Origin of the sequence: Pseudoalteromonas sp. APM04, from assembly GCF_022809815.1 — a bacterium.
Classification (GTDB): domain Bacteria; phylum Pseudomonadota; class Gammaproteobacteria; order Enterobacterales; family Alteromonadaceae; genus Pseudoalteromonas; species Pseudoalteromonas marina.
In genome coordinates, this window is sequence record NZ_CP094442.1 from 233,152 (window position 1) to 250,712 (window position 17,561).

General features: G+C 39.2%; 11 protein-coding genes. 7 read left to right on the forward strand and 4 right to left on the reverse strand.

The genetic code is table 11. From position 1 onward, the window contains the following. Positions 1–196: 196 nt before the first annotated feature. From MTP24_RS16980 to MTP24_RS16990, 3 genes are all read right to left on the reverse strand, one after another. Positions 197–1,795 carry an ABC-F family ATPase gene (locus MTP24_RS16980; RefSeq protein ID WP_010556085.1) on the reverse strand — a complete coding sequence of 533 codons (1,599 nt, stop codon included), beginning with the start codon at positions 1,793–1,795 and terminating at the stop codon, positions 197–199. A gap of 219 nt (positions 1,796–2,014) precedes the next feature. Then, positions 2,015–2,752, reverse strand: coding sequence for a transporter substrate-binding domain-containing protein (locus MTP24_RS16985; protein ID WP_243534394.1), 738 nt, complete (start codon positions 2,750–2,752; stop codon positions 2,015–2,017). A 39-nt stretch (positions 2,753–2,791) separates the two neighbouring features. Further along, on the reverse strand, positions 2,792–3,535 hold the full coding sequence (locus tag MTP24_RS16990) for a transporter substrate-binding domain-containing protein (protein ID WP_243534396.1): 744 nt from the start codon (positions 3,533–3,535) through the stop codon (positions 2,792–2,794). Between the two features lie 332 nt (positions 3,536–3,867). Here MTP24_RS16990 and MTP24_RS16995 point away from each other — a divergent pair, with 332 nt between their 5' ends. The 3 genes from MTP24_RS16995 (at position 3,868) to MTP24_RS17005 (ending at position 8,840) form a co-directional block, all read left to right on the forward strand. Next, positions 3,868–4,467, forward strand: a complete 600-nt coding sequence (locus tag MTP24_RS16995; protein WP_243534398.1) for a class I SAM-dependent methyltransferase — start codon at positions 3,868–3,870, stop codon at positions 4,465–4,467. Next, the gene (locus MTP24_RS17000; RefSeq protein ID WP_243534400.1) at positions 4,464–6,059 is read left to right on the forward strand and encodes a S24 family peptidase; all 1,596 of its coding nucleotides are present in this window, start codon (positions 4,464–4,466) and stop codon (positions 6,057–6,059) included. The genes MTP24_RS16995 and MTP24_RS17000 overlap by 4 nt, the downstream gene beginning before the upstream one ends. 690 nt (positions 6,060–6,749) lie before the next feature. Then, entirely contained in the window at positions 6,750–8,840 is a 2,091-nt protein-coding gene (locus MTP24_RS17005) for a hypothetical protein (RefSeq protein ID WP_243534402.1), read from the forward strand. Positions 8,841–8,849: 9 nt separating this feature from the next. Here the strand turns inward: MTP24_RS17005 and MTP24_RS17010 are convergent, their stop codons facing one another. Next, positions 8,850–11,975 (reverse strand): DEAD/DEAH box helicase, encoded by a 3,126-nt coding sequence (locus MTP24_RS17010; protein ID WP_243534404.1) that lies wholly within the window; start codon positions 11,973–11,975, stop codon positions 8,850–8,852. 461 nt (positions 11,976–12,436) lie between these two features. On the opposite strand from MTP24_RS17010, the gene MTP24_RS17015 reads away from it, so the two are divergent. The 4 genes from MTP24_RS17015 (at position 12,437) to MTP24_RS17030 (ending at position 17,424) form a co-directional block, all read left to right on the forward strand. After that, positions 12,437–12,919 (forward strand): hypothetical protein, encoded by a 483-nt coding sequence (locus MTP24_RS17015; protein WP_243534406.1) that lies wholly within the window; start codon positions 12,437–12,439, stop codon positions 12,917–12,919. A 2-nt stretch (positions 12,920–12,921) separates the two neighbouring features. Then, the gene (locus tag MTP24_RS17020; RefSeq protein ID WP_243534407.1) at positions 12,922–14,052 is read left to right on the forward strand and encodes a DUF1570 domain-containing protein; all 1,131 of its coding nucleotides are present in this window, start codon (positions 12,922–12,924) and stop codon (positions 14,050–14,052) included. Between the two features lie 93 nt (positions 14,053–14,145). Next, positions 14,146–15,213, forward strand: a complete 1,068-nt coding sequence (locus MTP24_RS17025) for a hypothetical protein (RefSeq protein ID WP_243534409.1) — start codon at positions 14,146–14,148, stop codon at positions 15,211–15,213. A gap of 664 nt (positions 15,214–15,877) precedes the next feature. Continuing rightward, positions 15,878–17,424 (forward strand): IS3 family transposase gene (locus MTP24_RS17030; protein ID WP_086007399.1). Its coding sequence is split into 2 segments (ribosomal slippage): positions 15,878–16,358 and positions 16,358–17,424, totalling 1,548 coding nucleotides; the frame shifts between segments, so codons are not numbered across the junction. Positions 17,425–17,561 lie beyond the last annotated feature (137 nt).

The window sequence follows — 17,561 nt, forward strand, 5'->3', positions numbered from 1 at the left end:
TTAAAATGAGAGATGGTATCTACAAGTCACTTTAAACACTATTTTGTAGACGTAGAGCTTGCTCACGTTAGAAGCGACAGCTTCTCAGCGCTACACAAAAAACACAAGTATTAGTGCGGATTGCTATTACTTATGCATTTAACCAAGCACAAAAAAGGCGCTAACTAAGCGCCTTTTACACTAAACACCAAAGGGTTTATGCTTTTTTCTCTTCGCAGCTTGCAAGGTACTCGTCAAACGTACCCTGAAAATCAATAACCTGCTTATCTTTAATATCAATAATACGCGTAGCTAACGACGACACAAACTCACGGTCGTGGCTTACAAAAATAAGCGTACCAGCAAAGTCTTTAAGCGCATTATTTAACGCTTCAATGGCTTCCATATCCATGTGGTTTGTTGGCTCGTCCATTACAAGCACGTTCACGTCTTGCATCATTAACTTACCAAATAACAAACGGTTTTTTTCACCACCTGAACAGTTACGCGCTTTTTTGTTTGAATCGTCTGCGGTAAACAACAAACGGCCTAACATGCCACGTACCATTAAATCGTTATGCTTGGCCGTACGCCACTGCGACATCCAATCAAATAACGTTAAATCGTTATCAAAATCTTTAGTGCTGTCTTGCGGGCAGTAACCAAAGCTCGCATTTTCAGACCACTTAATTTCGCCTTCGTTACTTTTAAGCTCGTTAACTAAACAGCGTAAAAAAGTAGTTTTACCCACACCGTTTTCGCCAATTACCGCAAGCTTTGCACCGGCTTCTAGTAAAAACTCACCGCCACTAAATAATGTTTCACCATCAAAACCATGGCCAAGTTTGTTAACTTCAAGCGCTTGGCGGTACATTTTTTTGCCTTCGTCAAAACTTAACGATGGGCTCATACGGCTTGATGCTTTAACTTCATCAAGCTTAATTTTATCCATTTTTTTAGCGCGCGAACTTGCTTGCTTAGCTTTAGACGCGTTAGCACCAAAGCGGTTAACAAAGTCTTGTAGCTCGTCAATCTCGGCACTTTTTTTAGCGTTTTCGGCTAACAGCTGCTCGCGCTGCAAGCCTGCCGCTTCTAAAAACTTCTCGTAGTTACCTGGGTAAATACGCAGCTCACCGTAATCAATGTCGGCCATGTGTGTACATACCGAGTTTAAAAAGTGGCGGTCATGCGAAATAATAATCATGGTGCATTTACGTTTATTAAGCTCATCAGCAAGCCACGTAATGGTATGAATATCCAAGTTATTGGTAGGCTCATCGAGTAGCAGTATATCTGGGTTTGCAAACAAGGCCTGCGCTAAAAGCACACGAAGTTTCCAACCTGGAGCAACGTTTGCCATTAACCCATAATGAAACTCTTTATCTATACCCGCTTCTATTAGTATTTCTTCAGCGCGGCTTTCGGCGGTGTAACCGTCCATTTCGGCAAAAACGCTTTCAAGGTCGGCCACTTTCATGCCGTCTTCTTCGCTCATTTCGGGTAACGAATAAATACGTTCGCGCTCTTGCTTTACTTTCCAAAGCTCAACGTCGCCCATAATTACCGCATCTACCACCGTGTATTGCTCAAATGCAAACTGGTCTTGGCTAAGGTTACCTACTTTTAACCCCGGGGTAATCGACACATTACCCGCGCTAGGCACAAGCGCACCGCTTAAAATTTTCATGAAGGTCGACTTGCCGCAGCCGTTAGCGCCAATTAAACCGTAACGGTTACCGTTACCAAATTTAGCTGAAATGTTTTCAAACAACGGCTCTGCGCCAAACTGCATCGTAATATTTGCGGTGGAGATCAAAAAGGGTAATCCTAGAATGAGTACTGACAGGAGCTTGCTGTAGCAAAAGGCCACAAACAACATCAAGCAATAGGGTAAATTAGCTGGCGAATTATACAGATCAGCCACAATTATTGAAAGGTAAAAGGCAGCTAATTTATAACCAACCCTAAACGCACTTAAACGGTGCAAAAAGCCTTAAAATTTGCCTAGCAAGTAAAGGAGGTTAACTAAGTAAATTTACTGGTGTGATTGGTAAATACGCTCAATAACCGCTTTATTGTTAGTAATGTACGAATTAATAGCTGCTATATCGTCGGCAGTAACCGTTTTTTTACTCAGCATAAAATGCACATTATTAATATTTATGGGCTCAACCAATGCCGCAGGCATAATGTTTGAATACTGCTTTGTAAAATATTGCGCCACTAACGAATCATCAATTAAAAAATTAATGCGCTGCTTGTTAAGCAAAATAAAACGCTTTTTAGACTCCTCCGTAAGCACCACTTGGTTTGCATACTGCGTGCGTAGTTGTTCAAACACATTACCAAAAACACTTCCTCTGTTTACACCTACCGTAAGCGATTTTTTAAATAACGCGTTAATGCTATTCACATTAGGCGAACTGGCGTGTTTATATAGCAGCATTTTTTCAACACGGTAGGGTAACGTAAAGTGGGCATACTCAGCGCGATCAGCCGTTTTGCTGGCGGCAAAAATTAAATCAACACGGCCCTGTTTTAGTTCTTCAAATGCACGTAACGAGCTAGGTAACACACTAAAATTTAAGCAATAAGGTGAGCTTTTAAAAATAGCCTTAAGTACGTCTATTTCAACCCCGCCCAGCGTATTGTTTTTTAAAATTACATAAGGTGGCCAGTAACTTTCGTTAGTAGCTACTGTTAACGTTTTAGTGCATCCCCAGGCATTAAATGCACTAAAAGTAAAAAGGGTTATAAACAATAATATTTTCAAACTACAGCCTTTTGTAAACGGTTTTTAGTGTGTATTTAGTTATAATTTTTCAAACAGTTCTTCTAATTGTGCCTTATGGCTTTGTATTAATTTATTAACCTCAATGACATCTTGCATAGTGGAGGTATTTTTACTCAGCATTAAATGAATAGAGCCCTTGTTAACATAGGTTGTAGTATTAACTCGCTTAATAGTGTTTGACTGGCTAATAAAGTACTCACCCACTAACTGGTCTTCAATTATAAAATCGACCCGTTGTTTAGCTAATAAAGCAAAACGCGTTTTTGCCGCACCGGTAAAAATAATTTGTTTTGGATAAATACTTTTTAAGTGCTCAAATTGCTCGCCGTAATAACTCCCTACATGAGCGGCCACGGTGTAGCCCTGTTCAAGCGCATCTTGCAGATTTTTAACATTATATTGTTTATTTTTATGCTGATACAGCCACATCACCTCGTTGCGGTAACTATCCGAAAAATAAACATGCTCTGCACGTTTTTCAGTAAAGCTGGCAGCCCAGCCTAAATCCATTCGGCCTTTAGTTTGTTCAACAAATGCACGCTCTGTATTGGGTAAAAACTCAACCTGAACACAATAAGGCGACCCCGCAAATATAAGCCAAAGTGCCGTTACCTCTTTACCTTGTGCGTGGCCGTCTACATTAACTACGTAAGGCGGCCAATAGGTATCGTGCGACGCGACAAAAAACTTTTTTTCGCAAGCCGAACTCCCAAAAGAGAGGGCTACTAACAAATACAAACCGTACTTTTTAAAACTATGCATTATATCCCTCATGCTAGCGACGCAATATGTACAGTATAAACCAGCCTAAAAATTTGGTAGCAAATTTTGTATAAGCATGTAAATAACATTGCTGGCTGTAAAAAGTTATGTATTTATAATCAATGTGTTGGGAGGGCTAAGCTAACATGTTCAATTTTGTAACCGTTAAATTTGTATTGCGTATATGTGATTAATAAAAAGGGCGTATTAATTTAAAATATTCTACTACTAAGTCTATATTTTATTTATTTGTTCCTGTAGATTAAACACCAATGAATTTAATATTAACAGCGGCTTAGCTGTTAAACGATTAGCCAAGGAGCGGGTGTATCGTGCCAAGTACCACACTCACTTACTACAATAACAACGCACAAACTTTTAGCGACTCAACGCTTAATGTTGATATGTCGGCGCTTTACGCTGAGTTTTTACCGCTTATCCCTAAACATGGCCATATTTTAGATGCTGGCTGTGGCAGTGCCCGCGATGCTATGTATTTTAAACAGCAAGGTTTTACTGTTAGCGCGTTTGATGCAAGCGAGAACATTGCAAAGTTAGCCAGTAATTACTTACAACAAAGTGTAGAGGTTAAAACCTTTCAGCAGCTTAATTGTACAAATATGTACGACGGCATTTGGTGCTGCGCCAGTTTATTACATGTGCCAAAAGTAGAGTTACCGCAGGTGTTTTTAAAGCTGCAAAATGCCCTAAAACCAAACGGTGTTTTGTATGTGTCGTTTAAATACGGCACGCAAGAGCGTGTACATAATGGCCGTGAATTTACCGATTTAAATGAAGATGGCTTAACCGCGCTAATTAACCACTACACAGATCTTAAAATAATAAAACAATGGCAAACGGTTGATCAGCGCCCTGAGCGCGAGAGTGAAGTATGGCTCAATGCGTTAATTAAAGCAGTGCCGGTTTTATGATTGGTGCAATGCAGCAACAGCTCGACTTCATAGCATACATACAGCGTATGCTAGTTGAGGGCGAATTTACAGCGACTTATAAATATGCACTATTACATGCTATTGCTGATATTTGCGTAGAACAGCAAAGTGAAGATCAGAGTGCTCCAATGGAAATAAAAATCGACACGCTAGTCGATAAATTTATTCAACTTTATTGGAACCACTCAATTCCCTACGCTGCTCACTCTACCGATATTATTACTAATACTGAAGATATGCTGTTAAAGCAAAATAGCCAAGGACAGGCAAAATTCATCACCGTAATTTTTAAACTACAAAATGCAGGTGTGAAAAGTTATAACGCATTTAAAAACTACCAAAAATATAGCCAAGTAATTAGCTCTTTAAGAGAAACATTCACTAAGGGCCCTCTTTGGCGCTTGCAGTTTCTGTCGGGTAAAGAAGAATGTTTTTTATATCCCCATATACTTTTAGGTAAAGGCAGAGAGCCCAAGCGAATTGTTTTAAATGCTGGTATAGCTCAGTGTTTTAGGCGTTTTTACGATTTGGTTGTGCATCTTAGTGTTACTGAGTGGGTAGAAAAGGTACAAACTATAAAAGCGAATCAAACACTATTAGGATCGCAAAGCCAGCTACAAGAGTTCTTGTTTGGCAGTAATAGAGCTGCGTTAAAAGTGGTAACTCCACTATTGATAGATATTCAAAACGGGCTTTGCTTTTACTGCCAAAAGCCGATGAATCTAAAAAACGAAAAAGAAACAAAAAAAACGCCAGAGATCGATCACTTTATTCCTTTTAGGCGCTACCCAAACGACTTGGCACATAACTTTGTCGCTGCGCATGCTGATTGTAATAACAACAAGCGAGACCACCTCGCAGCTTTTGCTCACCGTGACCGCTGGCTAGAACAAAACCTTGATATTCATAAAGCCGAAATTACGAATAAACTTCAACCTTACTTCTATTGCGATACAAATAAATCGCTTGCCGTGAGTAATTGGGCGTATCAAGTAGCTGAATCAAGCAATGCTAAATTATGGTTAGGAAAAAACAGTTTTGAAGAAGCAAAACCGAAAGCTGAGGTTTTTAAATTTTCAAAAGTTGTAAATAATTCAGAGCAGACAAACTTGGCTGCTGAGCCGAAGGCTAATTTAAAAACTATCATTAACACATTGAAGTTACGTTACTTCCCAAATATTAAAATAGCCTGCGGACATTTTAAAACAGGCGATAGCAGCGATGTTGAATATTTAGACGCGCCACTTGGTGCAGGCAAGCTTGATCCAAATGTGCATTTTTTAGCGCACGCATCGGGTAACTCAATGAACGGCGGTAAACACCCAATACTTGATGGTGATTTATTGTTACTTGAGCTTATAACGTCCGATAAAGCAGGCTCGCTGCGCGGCCAAATAGTCGCTATAGAGCGAGATGATATAGGTGGGGAAGGGCAGTATTTACTGCGAAAAGTTAATAAATTATCTAATGGGCAATATGAGCTAATTGCTCAAAACCCAGATTATGAGGTAATGATTGCAGATGAAAGCATGCGAACGTTCGCACGGTTTAAACAAGTGGTTGCTGAGTAGTTTGTAGTCGCGCTTTAACTTATAGGCGCAGAGCTTGCTCGCGCGAAAAGCGCTTTTACCATGATTTTTACATGGTTTGGGAAAGGGATTAATAACCTCTATTCGAGGTTTTATCGCGTTGGCGATGGCAACCAAAGAGAGGCTGCCGCCGACCTCTCTCTGGACTCTCTCGGCGCACCCGAGGATCACACTGTGTCCTCAAGTTAAAAATTGATATGAACGTAAGCGCCGTGTATTCGCCATCCATGGCGAAGTCACGGCTTAACTTGCATCCATGCAAGTGATTACTCATCAATTTATAACTTTCGGGTGTGATCACGGAGAGTTGGAGTGTGTTGGTAGATTGGTGTTTATGAATGAGGGCGGGAGTTTATAACACGCTCATAAATTGGTTTTATCGTGGAGGTTTAGGGGATTTAAAACCTCTATTTGAGGTTAAGTCGCGTTGGCGTTGGCAACCGAAGGGGGCGGCAGCCTTTGGGAACCCCAGGACGAAACCGAGGAGCACACTATTTGCTCAAGCTAAAAATTGGTGTGAACGTAAATGCCGTGTATTCGTTTTTCATGAACAAACTTCGCTTTGGCTAGCTTATATTTGGCAAGATTTGTCATTATTCAGTAGCTTGCAATCTAAATAAGATAACTATGTATTTTTTAATTAGAAAAATAATAAATTAATAAGGAAGCAGTATGCTTAGTAAGCATTTATTTCATTTTGCAATGGTTCACAATGAATATGGTAATAGTGGAGATTTATTTAAAGGACTCATACCATTATTTTCTCCAATACTAACTGGTAAATATGGCCAAAAGTTTGAACCAAAAATGTTTATTGATGATTTAGAAACAAGTTATGGATTAAAACTGCATCCTTATGTTGCCGAGCAGTTTGTGCCAAAGATGGTTCAAGCTGGTTTACTATTTGAAGCTCCCTCTAACAAGTATGAAAAGAATTTTATAATAGGAAAAATTGAGCCTACTGAAGACAAGGAGTTAGAAAGTAAGATTAAGTCTATATTTGAAAACTACGAAAAGCTATGTACCGAGTATGCAAAGCGAGTTAATTTACAGCCAAAAGCTTTTGATTATGGTCAAGAGTTTTCAAAACGCTTAGCAAGAGCCGATTATAATAATGAAGCTGGTTTCATTGGTAATGAGACTTCATTCGGAACAATAGAAAAAAGTTATGAATCAACACTCGATTATGCGTTCTATAGATTAGTAGGCTTGCTAATTGAAAAAGGAGGTAAATCTTTAGAAGTGTTGGAGGCTGCATACTCAGGTGCTTTATTGGCTGAAGTTATTTTAAGTTTGAAAGAGCCTAATTTTGAAAAAGATTGCATAGAAGGGAAGAAGTTCTATCTTGATACATCAATTCTAATTAATATTTTAGGTTTTAATGACAGCTACTCTGTCGAATGTTCTAGGGATATATTAAGACAAATTAAGGACCTCAAGGGTATTGCAACGACCACTGAATCTTATATTGCAGAAGTTAATAACTCTATTAGGCGTGCAATAAAAAATCACGATGAAAAGGGAGAAAGAACGAGTAGCATAAGTTTATATATGTCAAAAAACCCTAATAAAGTAATAGATGTAAGGCACTCTCAGACTAGGGTTAAAAGTCTTTTGGAAGACAGCGGAATCGATATATCGCCAAAGCTTACAAATATATCCAATAAGATAAGCTCAATAAGAGCGACTACTTTAAGAGATAATATACTTTCAAAATTATCATCTTGGTATAAACATGAAGAAGCAGCTTTACATGATGCTGAAACTGTTGCTTATGTAGTTTCTGATCATGGCTATAAGTCTGTTGAGCAGATAGTTGAATCTAAATCATTTTATATCACACATAACTGCAAGCAAGTTAATACCGTCAATGACTACTTATATAGCCATAATATTTTTGTAAAGCCTGATATAACGACTATCTTAAGTGAAAAAAACTTTGCTGTTTTTTTATGGGTACTTACAGGTGGAAAAGGGAAAGACATAGCTTCAAATAGTCTCTTGAGCAATTGCTCCAAAGTTATGGAAATGCATAGAGATGTTTTTATTCGTATTTCTAGCTTTTTAAATGATCTTACAGAAGAACAAGAAAAAATATTCGAGGATATAATTAATAATGATAGAGCATTAAATTGTTTTATGGATGAAGTCGCTGGTGATATTACTCAGGTAACCAAAGAAAATATAAGCTCAATAGCTGAATCGTCCTTAAATAAGTTGATAGAAGAGGTAAAAGAAGAGGCAACAGATAAAATACAGGCAATTCAATCTGATTTTGCTCAACATAAAGACAGTTTTGAAATGCTAGAATCAAAGTTTGATAAAGCCATTAATACTATTAAACAAAAAGCTAACATTGAGAATAGACTAGAAATTGAATTGCAAGAAAAACGGGACGAAGTGGATTTATTAAAGGCCGAAGCTTCTAATAAGCAACAAGAAAGCAATGTAGAGGGAAATGAGCAAATCAGCTCTAAGTATAAAGCAATGGTTGCTACGGCAGAAAGATGTAAAAACATTACCGAGAACATTTTAATCTTATTTTTTTCTGTCATATTTTGTTTTTTACTATTTAACCTAACGGAAGTTATTTTGGCTAATGGTGTAGAAAATAAATATATAGCGATAAAACCTGGATTAGCAGAAAAGTTACCTTGGTTTATTATGCTATTAACTTTTTGGAAATTTCCTGAGTGGTTATTGGGCTGGCCTATAAAAAAAATTAGTGGTTATGTTTATAGTATTTTGTCACCTGAGCAATAATATGACGGCTCACCCAACCGCCAATTTCCCTGCCTCATGCCACATTTCACTTGGCATGGGGTTGGTTAACTCCCACGTTATGTTCATCGGCTGGCTGCCGTTGTGGCTTTGGTATTTAACCTCGCCGTAGTTTACAAACCCCATAGTTCGACCGTTTTCGTCTTTGCCTTGTTCGCGCACAAATAACAGGATGGTTTTGCCTGTTTGCTGGTGCTGAATATAACTAAGGCCTCGGCCGCGTTCTGGACGGGCGCTGTTTTGCGTTTGCCAGTGGAACAGGGTGGGGCTGATTGCGTAGTCGTGGTATAGCGTAGTGGGCGAGTAGGTTTTTTCGCACTTATTAAGTGTTACAAATAAAAGCTCTAGATTTTGGTTTTTAAATCCTAAAACGCCTTCGCGGGCGGTCGATTTTTTATCAAACGAGTGCGCGCCAAAAGCTGCGAGTATTTGCTGACGTGTGTAGCGGCTGTGTAATTTGATTGCGTGATTAGGTAAACACACTAAATCACTTTCTTGCTGGTGAATACGGTTTATTAAAAGCGCAATAACTTGAGCAAGTTCCTGCTGTAGCTCTTTATGTTTAAGTGCTTGTAAGCTTTGCTCAAGGGTTTTAAACCCTAAATTTGTGCCTGTGTTATCCCAAAAATTGTAATGCGCCATTAGCGCGTACTGTTGGTTTTGTGGCGTTGGCGTAAAGCTAAAATCGTTGTTACATAAATCACGTAAAAAGCATAAGTAACTAATTGAATTGCAAACAAATAGTTGATTGTTTATAGCGCGGTAATATGCAGTGTAAATATCAGGTATATCTATATTATTTAGTAAGCTCCATCCGCCACGTTTATAGACATCTTCCAAAGTTACTTGAGGGTAAATGTGCAGAAAGTTACCTAGAGTTAATTCTTTACCTGTATGTTGAGAGTAACTATTTATAAGCTTTATTAAGCGATCTTTAGTATTTATAGCGTCCTTAATACTTTTTAATATTGTTTGTTGTGTACGCTTTTGTAGCTCAATACGGCAACCTAGTGGTAAATGTGGGAAGTTGTTTTCAATCTCGGTTTTTATTGGTTGGTTACTTTTACCAATGAGTGCGCGGAATTTACTGGCAAAGTCATATTCTGAATTAGCATTTCCAACAAAGTCGAGTACGGTGCAGCACTGCTTTTGGCTGTTGTCGGGCAGGCGCAGACCACGGCCGAGTTGCTGTAAAAACAGCGTTAGGCTCTCGGTTGGGCGTAAAAATAAAAGTGTATCGACCTCAGGAATATCGACACCTTCGTTAAAAATATCAACCACACACAATATTTGTATTTCACCTTGTCGCAGTGCTTGTTGTTTGGCCGCGCGCTCATTAGTGTTTTTGCTGGTCAGTACATCGGCGTTTATGCCTGCTAAGTTAAACTTAGAGGCCATAAACTCTGCGTGCTTTTGGCTTACACAAAATGCCAAGGCTTTAATGTTGTGAACATTAGTCACTATATCAGCAAGGCTGGATATAATTTTGTTAGCGCGGCTGTTCTCCCCTGTATAAAGGTTACTTAGCTCGCTTATATCGTAACGGCCACCACGCCATGTTATTTGGCTTAGGTCGGTATTGTCATCTAGTCCAAAGTACTGAAACGGGCATAAATGACGTTGATTGATTGCCTCTGGCAAGCGAATTTCGGCGGCTATTACCCCGCAAAAGTCATCGAGTATATTGGCACCATCTTGTCGCTCTGGTGTGGCAGTTAAGCCAAGTAATATTGTGGGCGTAAAGTGATTTAATATAGCGCGGTAACTTGCAGCGCTTACGTGATGCACTTCATCTATTACAATATAGTCGTAGTAATCACTTGTTAAGTTGAGCGATTCAATTTGGCTGTTTAATGTTTGGATTGACGCAAATAATTGGTTGTAACGTTGTGGCTTATAATTACCCACCCACAGCTCACCAAAGTCGTTATTTTTAAGCACACCACGGTAAGCGCTTTGTGCTTGTTTTAGTATTTCTTCTCGGTGGGCTACAAACAAAAAGTGTGCGTTTGGTTTTTTATCGTAAACGGTTTTAAAGTCGAACGCCGATATAATGGTTTTCCCCGTGCCTGTTGCGGCTACCACTAGGTTTTTAAAACGATTATGCACGCCACGTTCAACGCTTAGTTTTTCTAAAATAGCGAGCTGGTGTGTTTTTGGTGTTATATCAAAATAAAACTGGCTGCTTGATTGCCCAACACCGCGTTGCTCGTTAAGTGAATTTATGAGCTTTTCTTTACATTCAGCTTTGCCAGTAAATAGCTCGAAATCTGGCGACTGCCAATAGGTTTCAAAGGTACTTTTGGTTTTAGCTATTATGTGTGGAATTTCTTGCGCGGTAATTTTTAAGTTCCACTCTAGGCCGCTGGTAAGAGCCGAATGCGATAAATTAGACGAGCCAATATAACCGGTATGAAAACCCGTATTACGCATAAACAAGTATGACTTTGCGTGTAAGCGCTCTTGCTGGTTGTTGTAACTAAGTTTTACCTCAGTGTTTGGTAGGTTTGCTAAAAACTCCACCGCTTTCGCATCCGTTGCACCCATGTACGAGGTGGTAATTACTTTGAGTTTATTGCCGCTTTTAGTAAAGGCTTCAAGCTCATTTTTAAATATGCGCAGCCCCGTCCATTTTATAAATGAAACAAGCCAGTAAATAGTGTCGGACGATTTAATCTCGCGCTTTAGCTCGGTTTCGAGCGATATACCTGCATTAGCACCGCTAAATAACTCACTTTGTGTAAGCCCTGTGAGTGGAAATATATCGCTTGAGTAATCTTTAAGGTTGGCCGCAATCGGGTTTTGGGTATTAAACAGTGCGGTAAGTATTCGGCCTTGGCTGTCGATAAGGTTTTCGTTGATTAGCTCGTCATCGCGAATATGATCTTTAAGCCAAAGGACAAGGCTATTAGCTAGGCTAATTTGCTCCTGCAAACGCTCTTTAGAGTTGGGAATAGCATTTATGGCATGTTCAACAAGTTTACCCAAAAAGCGCGAAAGCCATGTTGCGGCTTCGGCCGTTTCAAGCTGGCGCTCGCCCACATAAAATTGATCACGATTTAAGTTTTGCTTAATTACTTGTGTAATTAACTGCTCGTAAATACCAATTTGCTGCATTAAAACCACTCCCTGTTTGCGAGTAGTTAGTTTACTAAAAAGTGCATTGTAAACAAGCATTAACTCATTATTGAATTAAAGACTAATGCTAAGACAATTCCCCCGTCATTTTGCCTGAAAAGACTCAATTGATGAGTAATTGATTGCATGGAAGCAATCGAAGCCGTGACTTCGCTATGGACGGCGAATACACGGCAGTGACGTTCATATCGATTTAGACTTTGAGGTAATTGCAAAATACTCGGGGCGCCGTGGGGTTCCAAGGGGCGGTCGGCGGTATCCGCCCCTTGGTTGCCATCGCCAACGCGATATAAGTAAATACAATTTAAAAGCTGCGCTTTTCGCGCAAGCAAGCTTTGCGCCTACAGATTTATTAATCATTGTATTTATAAATTAACAGCAATCACTTATATTCTGCTTTATAAAAGTAAATTTTAAGCACTGTAAGTTAAGGAAAAGTGATGATTAAATGGATGTTGGTAGTCTTAACTACTTTATTAACCGCTGAAGTTTTTGCCGGCGATGCTTATTCGCAATCGCGTTGCGATGGCATTAAAAAAGAGCGTGAACATATTCGCGCAAAAATGCGCCATGGTTACAAAGCCGCTGAAGGTGAAAGACTCAAAACTCGCTTTACTTTTTTATTTAAACAGCTTGCTAATCATTGCGATAAACCTAAAAAAGCAGCTACACGCCAATACGTTAAACCTGCACGGGTTTACACTTCAAATAACAGTACATTACTGAATCAAAAAGTGCCGAGTATGTCTTTATATAGCGATAGCTACAGTAATAAAGCAAAGCTAGATGCATGGTCAAAATTTTATAAGTTGCCTGAGCGCTGCCGTAAAAAAGGAATGAACACATCAGAGTTTGTTTGGTGCAGTGAATATAGGGGTAAACAAAAAGCATTGTTTGAAGCGCAGTGGAAAGGGAAGCCGTAATTATGTTTAAAACTAAGTTGCGTGTTGTGTTTATGTTTTTTGTGTTTGTAATTGCTTGTGGTTTAGTGGCTAACCATTTGACGGGGCGTGTATTTAATTTTTACGATCCGATTGGTGAAGTTAAGCGCATTTATAAAAGTTTAAGCACACAAAATTTAGAACCATCGGTAACAAAAACAGCAATAAATAAAAGTGCTATTAAAGTTCAGGGCAATAAAACGTCTACTGACTTTCATTTTCCGCAGGCTGATATTACTCGGTGTGTTGATACCTCTTTAGGGGAAGTTAAATATGAACGCAATGGCGATATTTATACTTGGACAGATAGCCAAGGCGTTGTGCATTTTACCGATGAAAAACCTAACTTTGCAGTTGCAACGTACGATTCAGGTTTTAAAGCGCCGCTCGATTACTTTGATTTAACCTTAAATACCCCTAAGTTACCGTCGTCTTTTAACCAAGCTTTACGCATAAAGCTTAATACTGTTTTTAAGGTTTATGGTCAAATAATTGGTGTGCACGCACTTAAAAAAGTGAAGCTAAATTTGACTGTTTTGCCTACTAGAGGCTCTTATGAGGTGGCTATTAAGCAGCGCGGTGGCGACCCTAGAAATTCAGTGGGGATGTATTTTCATGCTAGTAACTCTGCGTTTATAGAGTATAGAAATACTCAAAATGCAATGAGCACAGCGGTGCATGAAGCGGTTCATGCGATTAATAAAGCTGTACTAGGTTATACGCCTAGGTGGTTAAATGAAGGGTTTGCAGAGTACTTTGAAATTACTAAAAACCATATGCAAACCGGTATTGTAGAGCCTAATACCTCGTGGACAATAAATAATAAACTCGCTAAGGGCGTTTTTAATATTAGCAGGTTAATAGGTTCAGAAGAGTCGTGGAAACAAAACAATACGAGTAAATTATACGCAAGTAGTTGGGCGACAATTTACTTTTTGATGGATTCATCGCAGGGGAGAATATTACTTAAAAATATAATGCTAGCCGAGCAGGAGTCCCCTTGTAATAAATTGCAGCCCAAGCAGTTAAAAAACATGCTGCACTCTCAGTTTCCTAATTTAAGTAAGGTTTATGCCCAGTGGTTAAAAACACCGTTTAAGGCGCATAACTTTTAATAACAAAGACATTTTAGTTATTTTTACCGTTAGCCCTAGTGTGAGTTTTGTTTTTTAAGTATTGTTGTTTAACTATTATGATGGGCTAATTTAATGAAAATAAAAACACGTCATGTAGTGTTGTTAGCTGTAATACTGCTGATTTTACACTTTTTTTATAAACCGAATACCGCAGTGATTGTAGTAAATAATGACACGCATGAAGCCCAAAGTGGTGAGCGTTATACGCCTATTTATAACGCTGAAACCGTTAATAACCAGCGTGTTGGTAATGTAGCCAATAAAGCTAAAGCCCAGCCAAAATCTGCTCCAGTGCAACAAAATAGTTGCGAGTTGGTGCACGACCCAGAAGAACTTGAATACGCGCAAAGTGAGTTGTCGCAATTAAACGATAATCTCGATTTCACTAGCGAAACGTTTGATATTGGGCCATATACGTCGGTTAAATTAATTACCCCTAATGTAAATAGCGATTATCATAAAACGCTGCGTATTCGTTTATTTGAAGCATACGAAAAGTATCAAAACTTATTTGGTTTATACCCCAACAAACCCATTTTAATGAACTTGGTTGTATTACCTAATAATTATTACGACGATTATGTGTCGCGCTTTGGGGCTTTACCAAGCAACAATGCGGGGATTTACTTTGGTAAAAATAATACGGCGTTAGTGAGGTTTGATAAGGCAGATCCGCAAAGTAGTTTACGCGTAGCAATTCACGAGGCTATGCATGTTATTAATTTTAATTTAATTGGCAGTACCTCTAGTTGGTTAAACGAGGGAATAGCTGAGGTTTTTGAAAATACGCTGATTTATAAAACTAACCGAACTATTGCTATTCCTACCTACCGTGTACGCCGTACGTATATGGAGTTTAGGTCGTTAATTGATTCAGAGGCGTTGTGGGAGCAGCAGTCTTACCGTGGCGATTTATATGCAAATGCGAATAATTGGTTGGCATTTTTTATTCAGCATAAGCAGGGCAGAAGGGTGTTAAAGGCGATTGTGCAGGCTGAGGCTAAAAACCCGTGCAATACGCTTGAGAATGAGGTGATTTTAAATGCGCTTTCTACCTATTTTATAGATTACGAGCAGGCGTATTTAGTGTGGTTAAAGGCATCGCAGCAGGTTGAGGGCGAGTTTATTCCTGTTTATTAAAGTGTGTTAGTTATTTAAAAGCGTAATGCACAAAGAGAACAAAATGAGGAGTAAATGAAAAGAGCTGAGCTACTTGATCACTTCTCTAAAAGCAGAGCGTCTCTAAACCTCTTTGTGAATAATGGGGTTTTAGGGCTTTAATGCACAAAGAGAAGCGAATGAGGAGCCAAAGTGAATAGGGCTATTTTTAGCTTGGTTTTGTAGACGTAGAGCTTGCTCACGTTAGAAGCCCAGCTTCTTGCTAAAAAATAAATATCACCACAGAGTACACCGAGGCGCTTCGCGCTACACAGAGTTAAAAAATATTGGGTTGGTCACTTTTTCTGATCTTCTCCTTCACTTCTCCGTGGTAACACAATCATTTTATTAACCCCCGTAAAAGTGCTGCTTTTAAACGCCAGCAAGCTGCGCGTCTACCAGTAAATTTAGAAAGAATGAGCTTATAAAACTGTAATGCACAAAGAGGAGTGAATGAGGAGTAAATGAGAAGCCAAGCCATTTGATTTATTGGTTTTTTAATCACGAGTCACTTAATTACTACTCTAAAAGCGCAGCGTCTCTTACCCTCTTTGTGAAAAATGGGGTTTTAGGGCTTTAATGCACAAAGAGAAGCCCCCTGTGTCAGGATAGTTGTCGCCTCTAACATTTAGCAGAGGCAAATAAAATGAAACGTCAATTTACACAAGAGTTTAAAGTTCAAGCTGTTGAAAAAGCATTATCTCAATGTGATGATGTTCGCTTAGAAGATATTGCAGATGACTTAGGTGTCGGTTATTCAACGTTACAACGTTGGATAGCACTGGCAAAAAAGCATCAACTTGAAATACACCAGACGGGTAGCCAAATGACAGCAGAAAAACGACCACAAGACTGGAGTTTAGAAGAAAGACTCAACGCAGTAATTGAGTGTGGAAGTTTAGATGAAGCCGCCATAAATGAATACTGCCGTAATATAGGGCTTTATCCGCATCATATTCAGCAATGGAAGAAAGACTTAGTAACACCACCTTCAAATAAAACAGTAAAGTCAGACAGTAAACAGCTTAAGCAAGAAATAAAGCAACTGCAAAAAGAACTGAATCGCAAAGATAAGGCCTTAGCTGAAACTGCCGCTCTACTTGTACTCAAAAAAAAAGCGGATGCACTTTGGGGTTTCAACGAGGACGATTAACAACAGCGACTGAGCGACATGAATTAATAACGCTTATCACAAACGCACAGGCTTCAGGGGCAAGGAAAGAAAAGGCATGTGAGTTACTTGGACTGACACTAAGAACCGTTCAGCGGTGGATTGAAGCAGACGATATGACTGACAAACGGACGAGTACGAAAAAACAGCCGCCTAACCGTCTCACAGAGTTAGAGCGGCAGCGCATTATTAATACGGCTAATTCAGCCGAATATGGGCATTTACCGGCCAGTAAAATAGTCCCTAAGCTGCTTGATAAGGGCATATGGATAGCGTCTGAAAGTTCGTTTTATCGTGTCATGAAGGCACATAACTTATTAACGCATAGAGAAAAAGTAAAGCCAGCTAAGCCGATAAAAAAGCCAAGAGTATTGAAAGCAGTGCGTGCAAATGAAGTCTACACTTGGGATATCACCTATTTACCAACGAGCGTAAAAGGGCAATTTTTATACTTATATTTAGTGATGGACATTTTTAGTCGAAAGGTTGTTGGCTGGCAAGTTTACGACTCACAGTTAAGTGAATTAGCCGCAGATTTAATGAAGGATATTTGCAGTCGGGAGCAAATAAAGCGCGAGCAAGTTACGTTACACTCAGATAATGGCAGCCCAATGAAAGGCGCGACATTACTGGCAACATTACAGGAGTTAGGGATTGTGCCATCATTTAGTCGACCGTCAGTAAGTAATGACAATCCATACTCTGAGTCGTTATTTAAAACGTTAAAGTATCGCCCAGAATACCCAGAAAAGCCATTTGAAGATATAAGCGCAGCAAGAGAATGGGTAAGTGGGTTCGTTGATTGGTACAATAATGAGCACCTACACAGTGGTATAAAATTTGTGACGCCAAACCAACGTCATTCAGGTTTAGATAAAGAAATATTAGCTAAGCGTCAGCAGGTAAACGACGCAGCTAAATTGAATAACCCAAGCCGTTGGTCAGGGAAGTCACGAGACTGGTCAATGATAAATGAAGTAAATTTAAACCCTGAGAAAAAAGAAGAAATGCGGGCGGCATAAAATTTAACTTGAGGCGACAACTAACTTGAAAAACTCCGGAAGCGAATGAGGAGTAAATGAGAAGCCAAGCCATTTGATTTATTGGTTTTTTAATCACGAGTCACTTAATCACTTTTCTAAAAGCGCAGCGTCTCTTA

Excerpts from the sequence above, each read along its gene's own strand:
- MTP24_RS17000 (WP_243534400.1), top strand. The coding sequence starts at position 4,464 with ATGATTGGTGCAATGCAGCAACAGCTCGACTTCATAGCATACATACAG.
- MTP24_RS17005 (WP_243534402.1), top strand. The coding sequence starts at position 6,750 with ATGCTTAGTAAGCATTTATTTCATTTTGCAATGGTTCACAATGAATAT.
- MTP24_RS17010 (WP_243534404.1), bottom strand. The coding sequence starts at position 11,975 with ATGCAGCAAATTGGTATTTACGAGCAGTTAATTACACAAGTAATTAAG.
- MTP24_RS17025 (WP_243534409.1), top strand. The coding sequence starts at position 14,146 with ATGAAAATAAAAACACGTCATGTAGTGTTGTTAGCTGTAATACTGCTG.
- MTP24_RS17015 (WP_243534406.1), top strand. The coding sequence starts at position 12,437 with ATGATTAAATGGATGTTGGTAGTCTTAACTACTTTATTAACCGCTGAA.
- MTP24_RS16990 (WP_243534396.1), bottom strand. The coding sequence starts at position 3,535 with ATGCATAGTTTTAAAAAGTACGGTTTGTATTTGTTAGTAGCCCTCTCT.
- MTP24_RS17020 (WP_243534407.1), top strand. The coding sequence starts at position 12,922 with ATGTTTAAAACTAAGTTGCGTGTTGTGTTTATGTTTTTTGTGTTTGTA.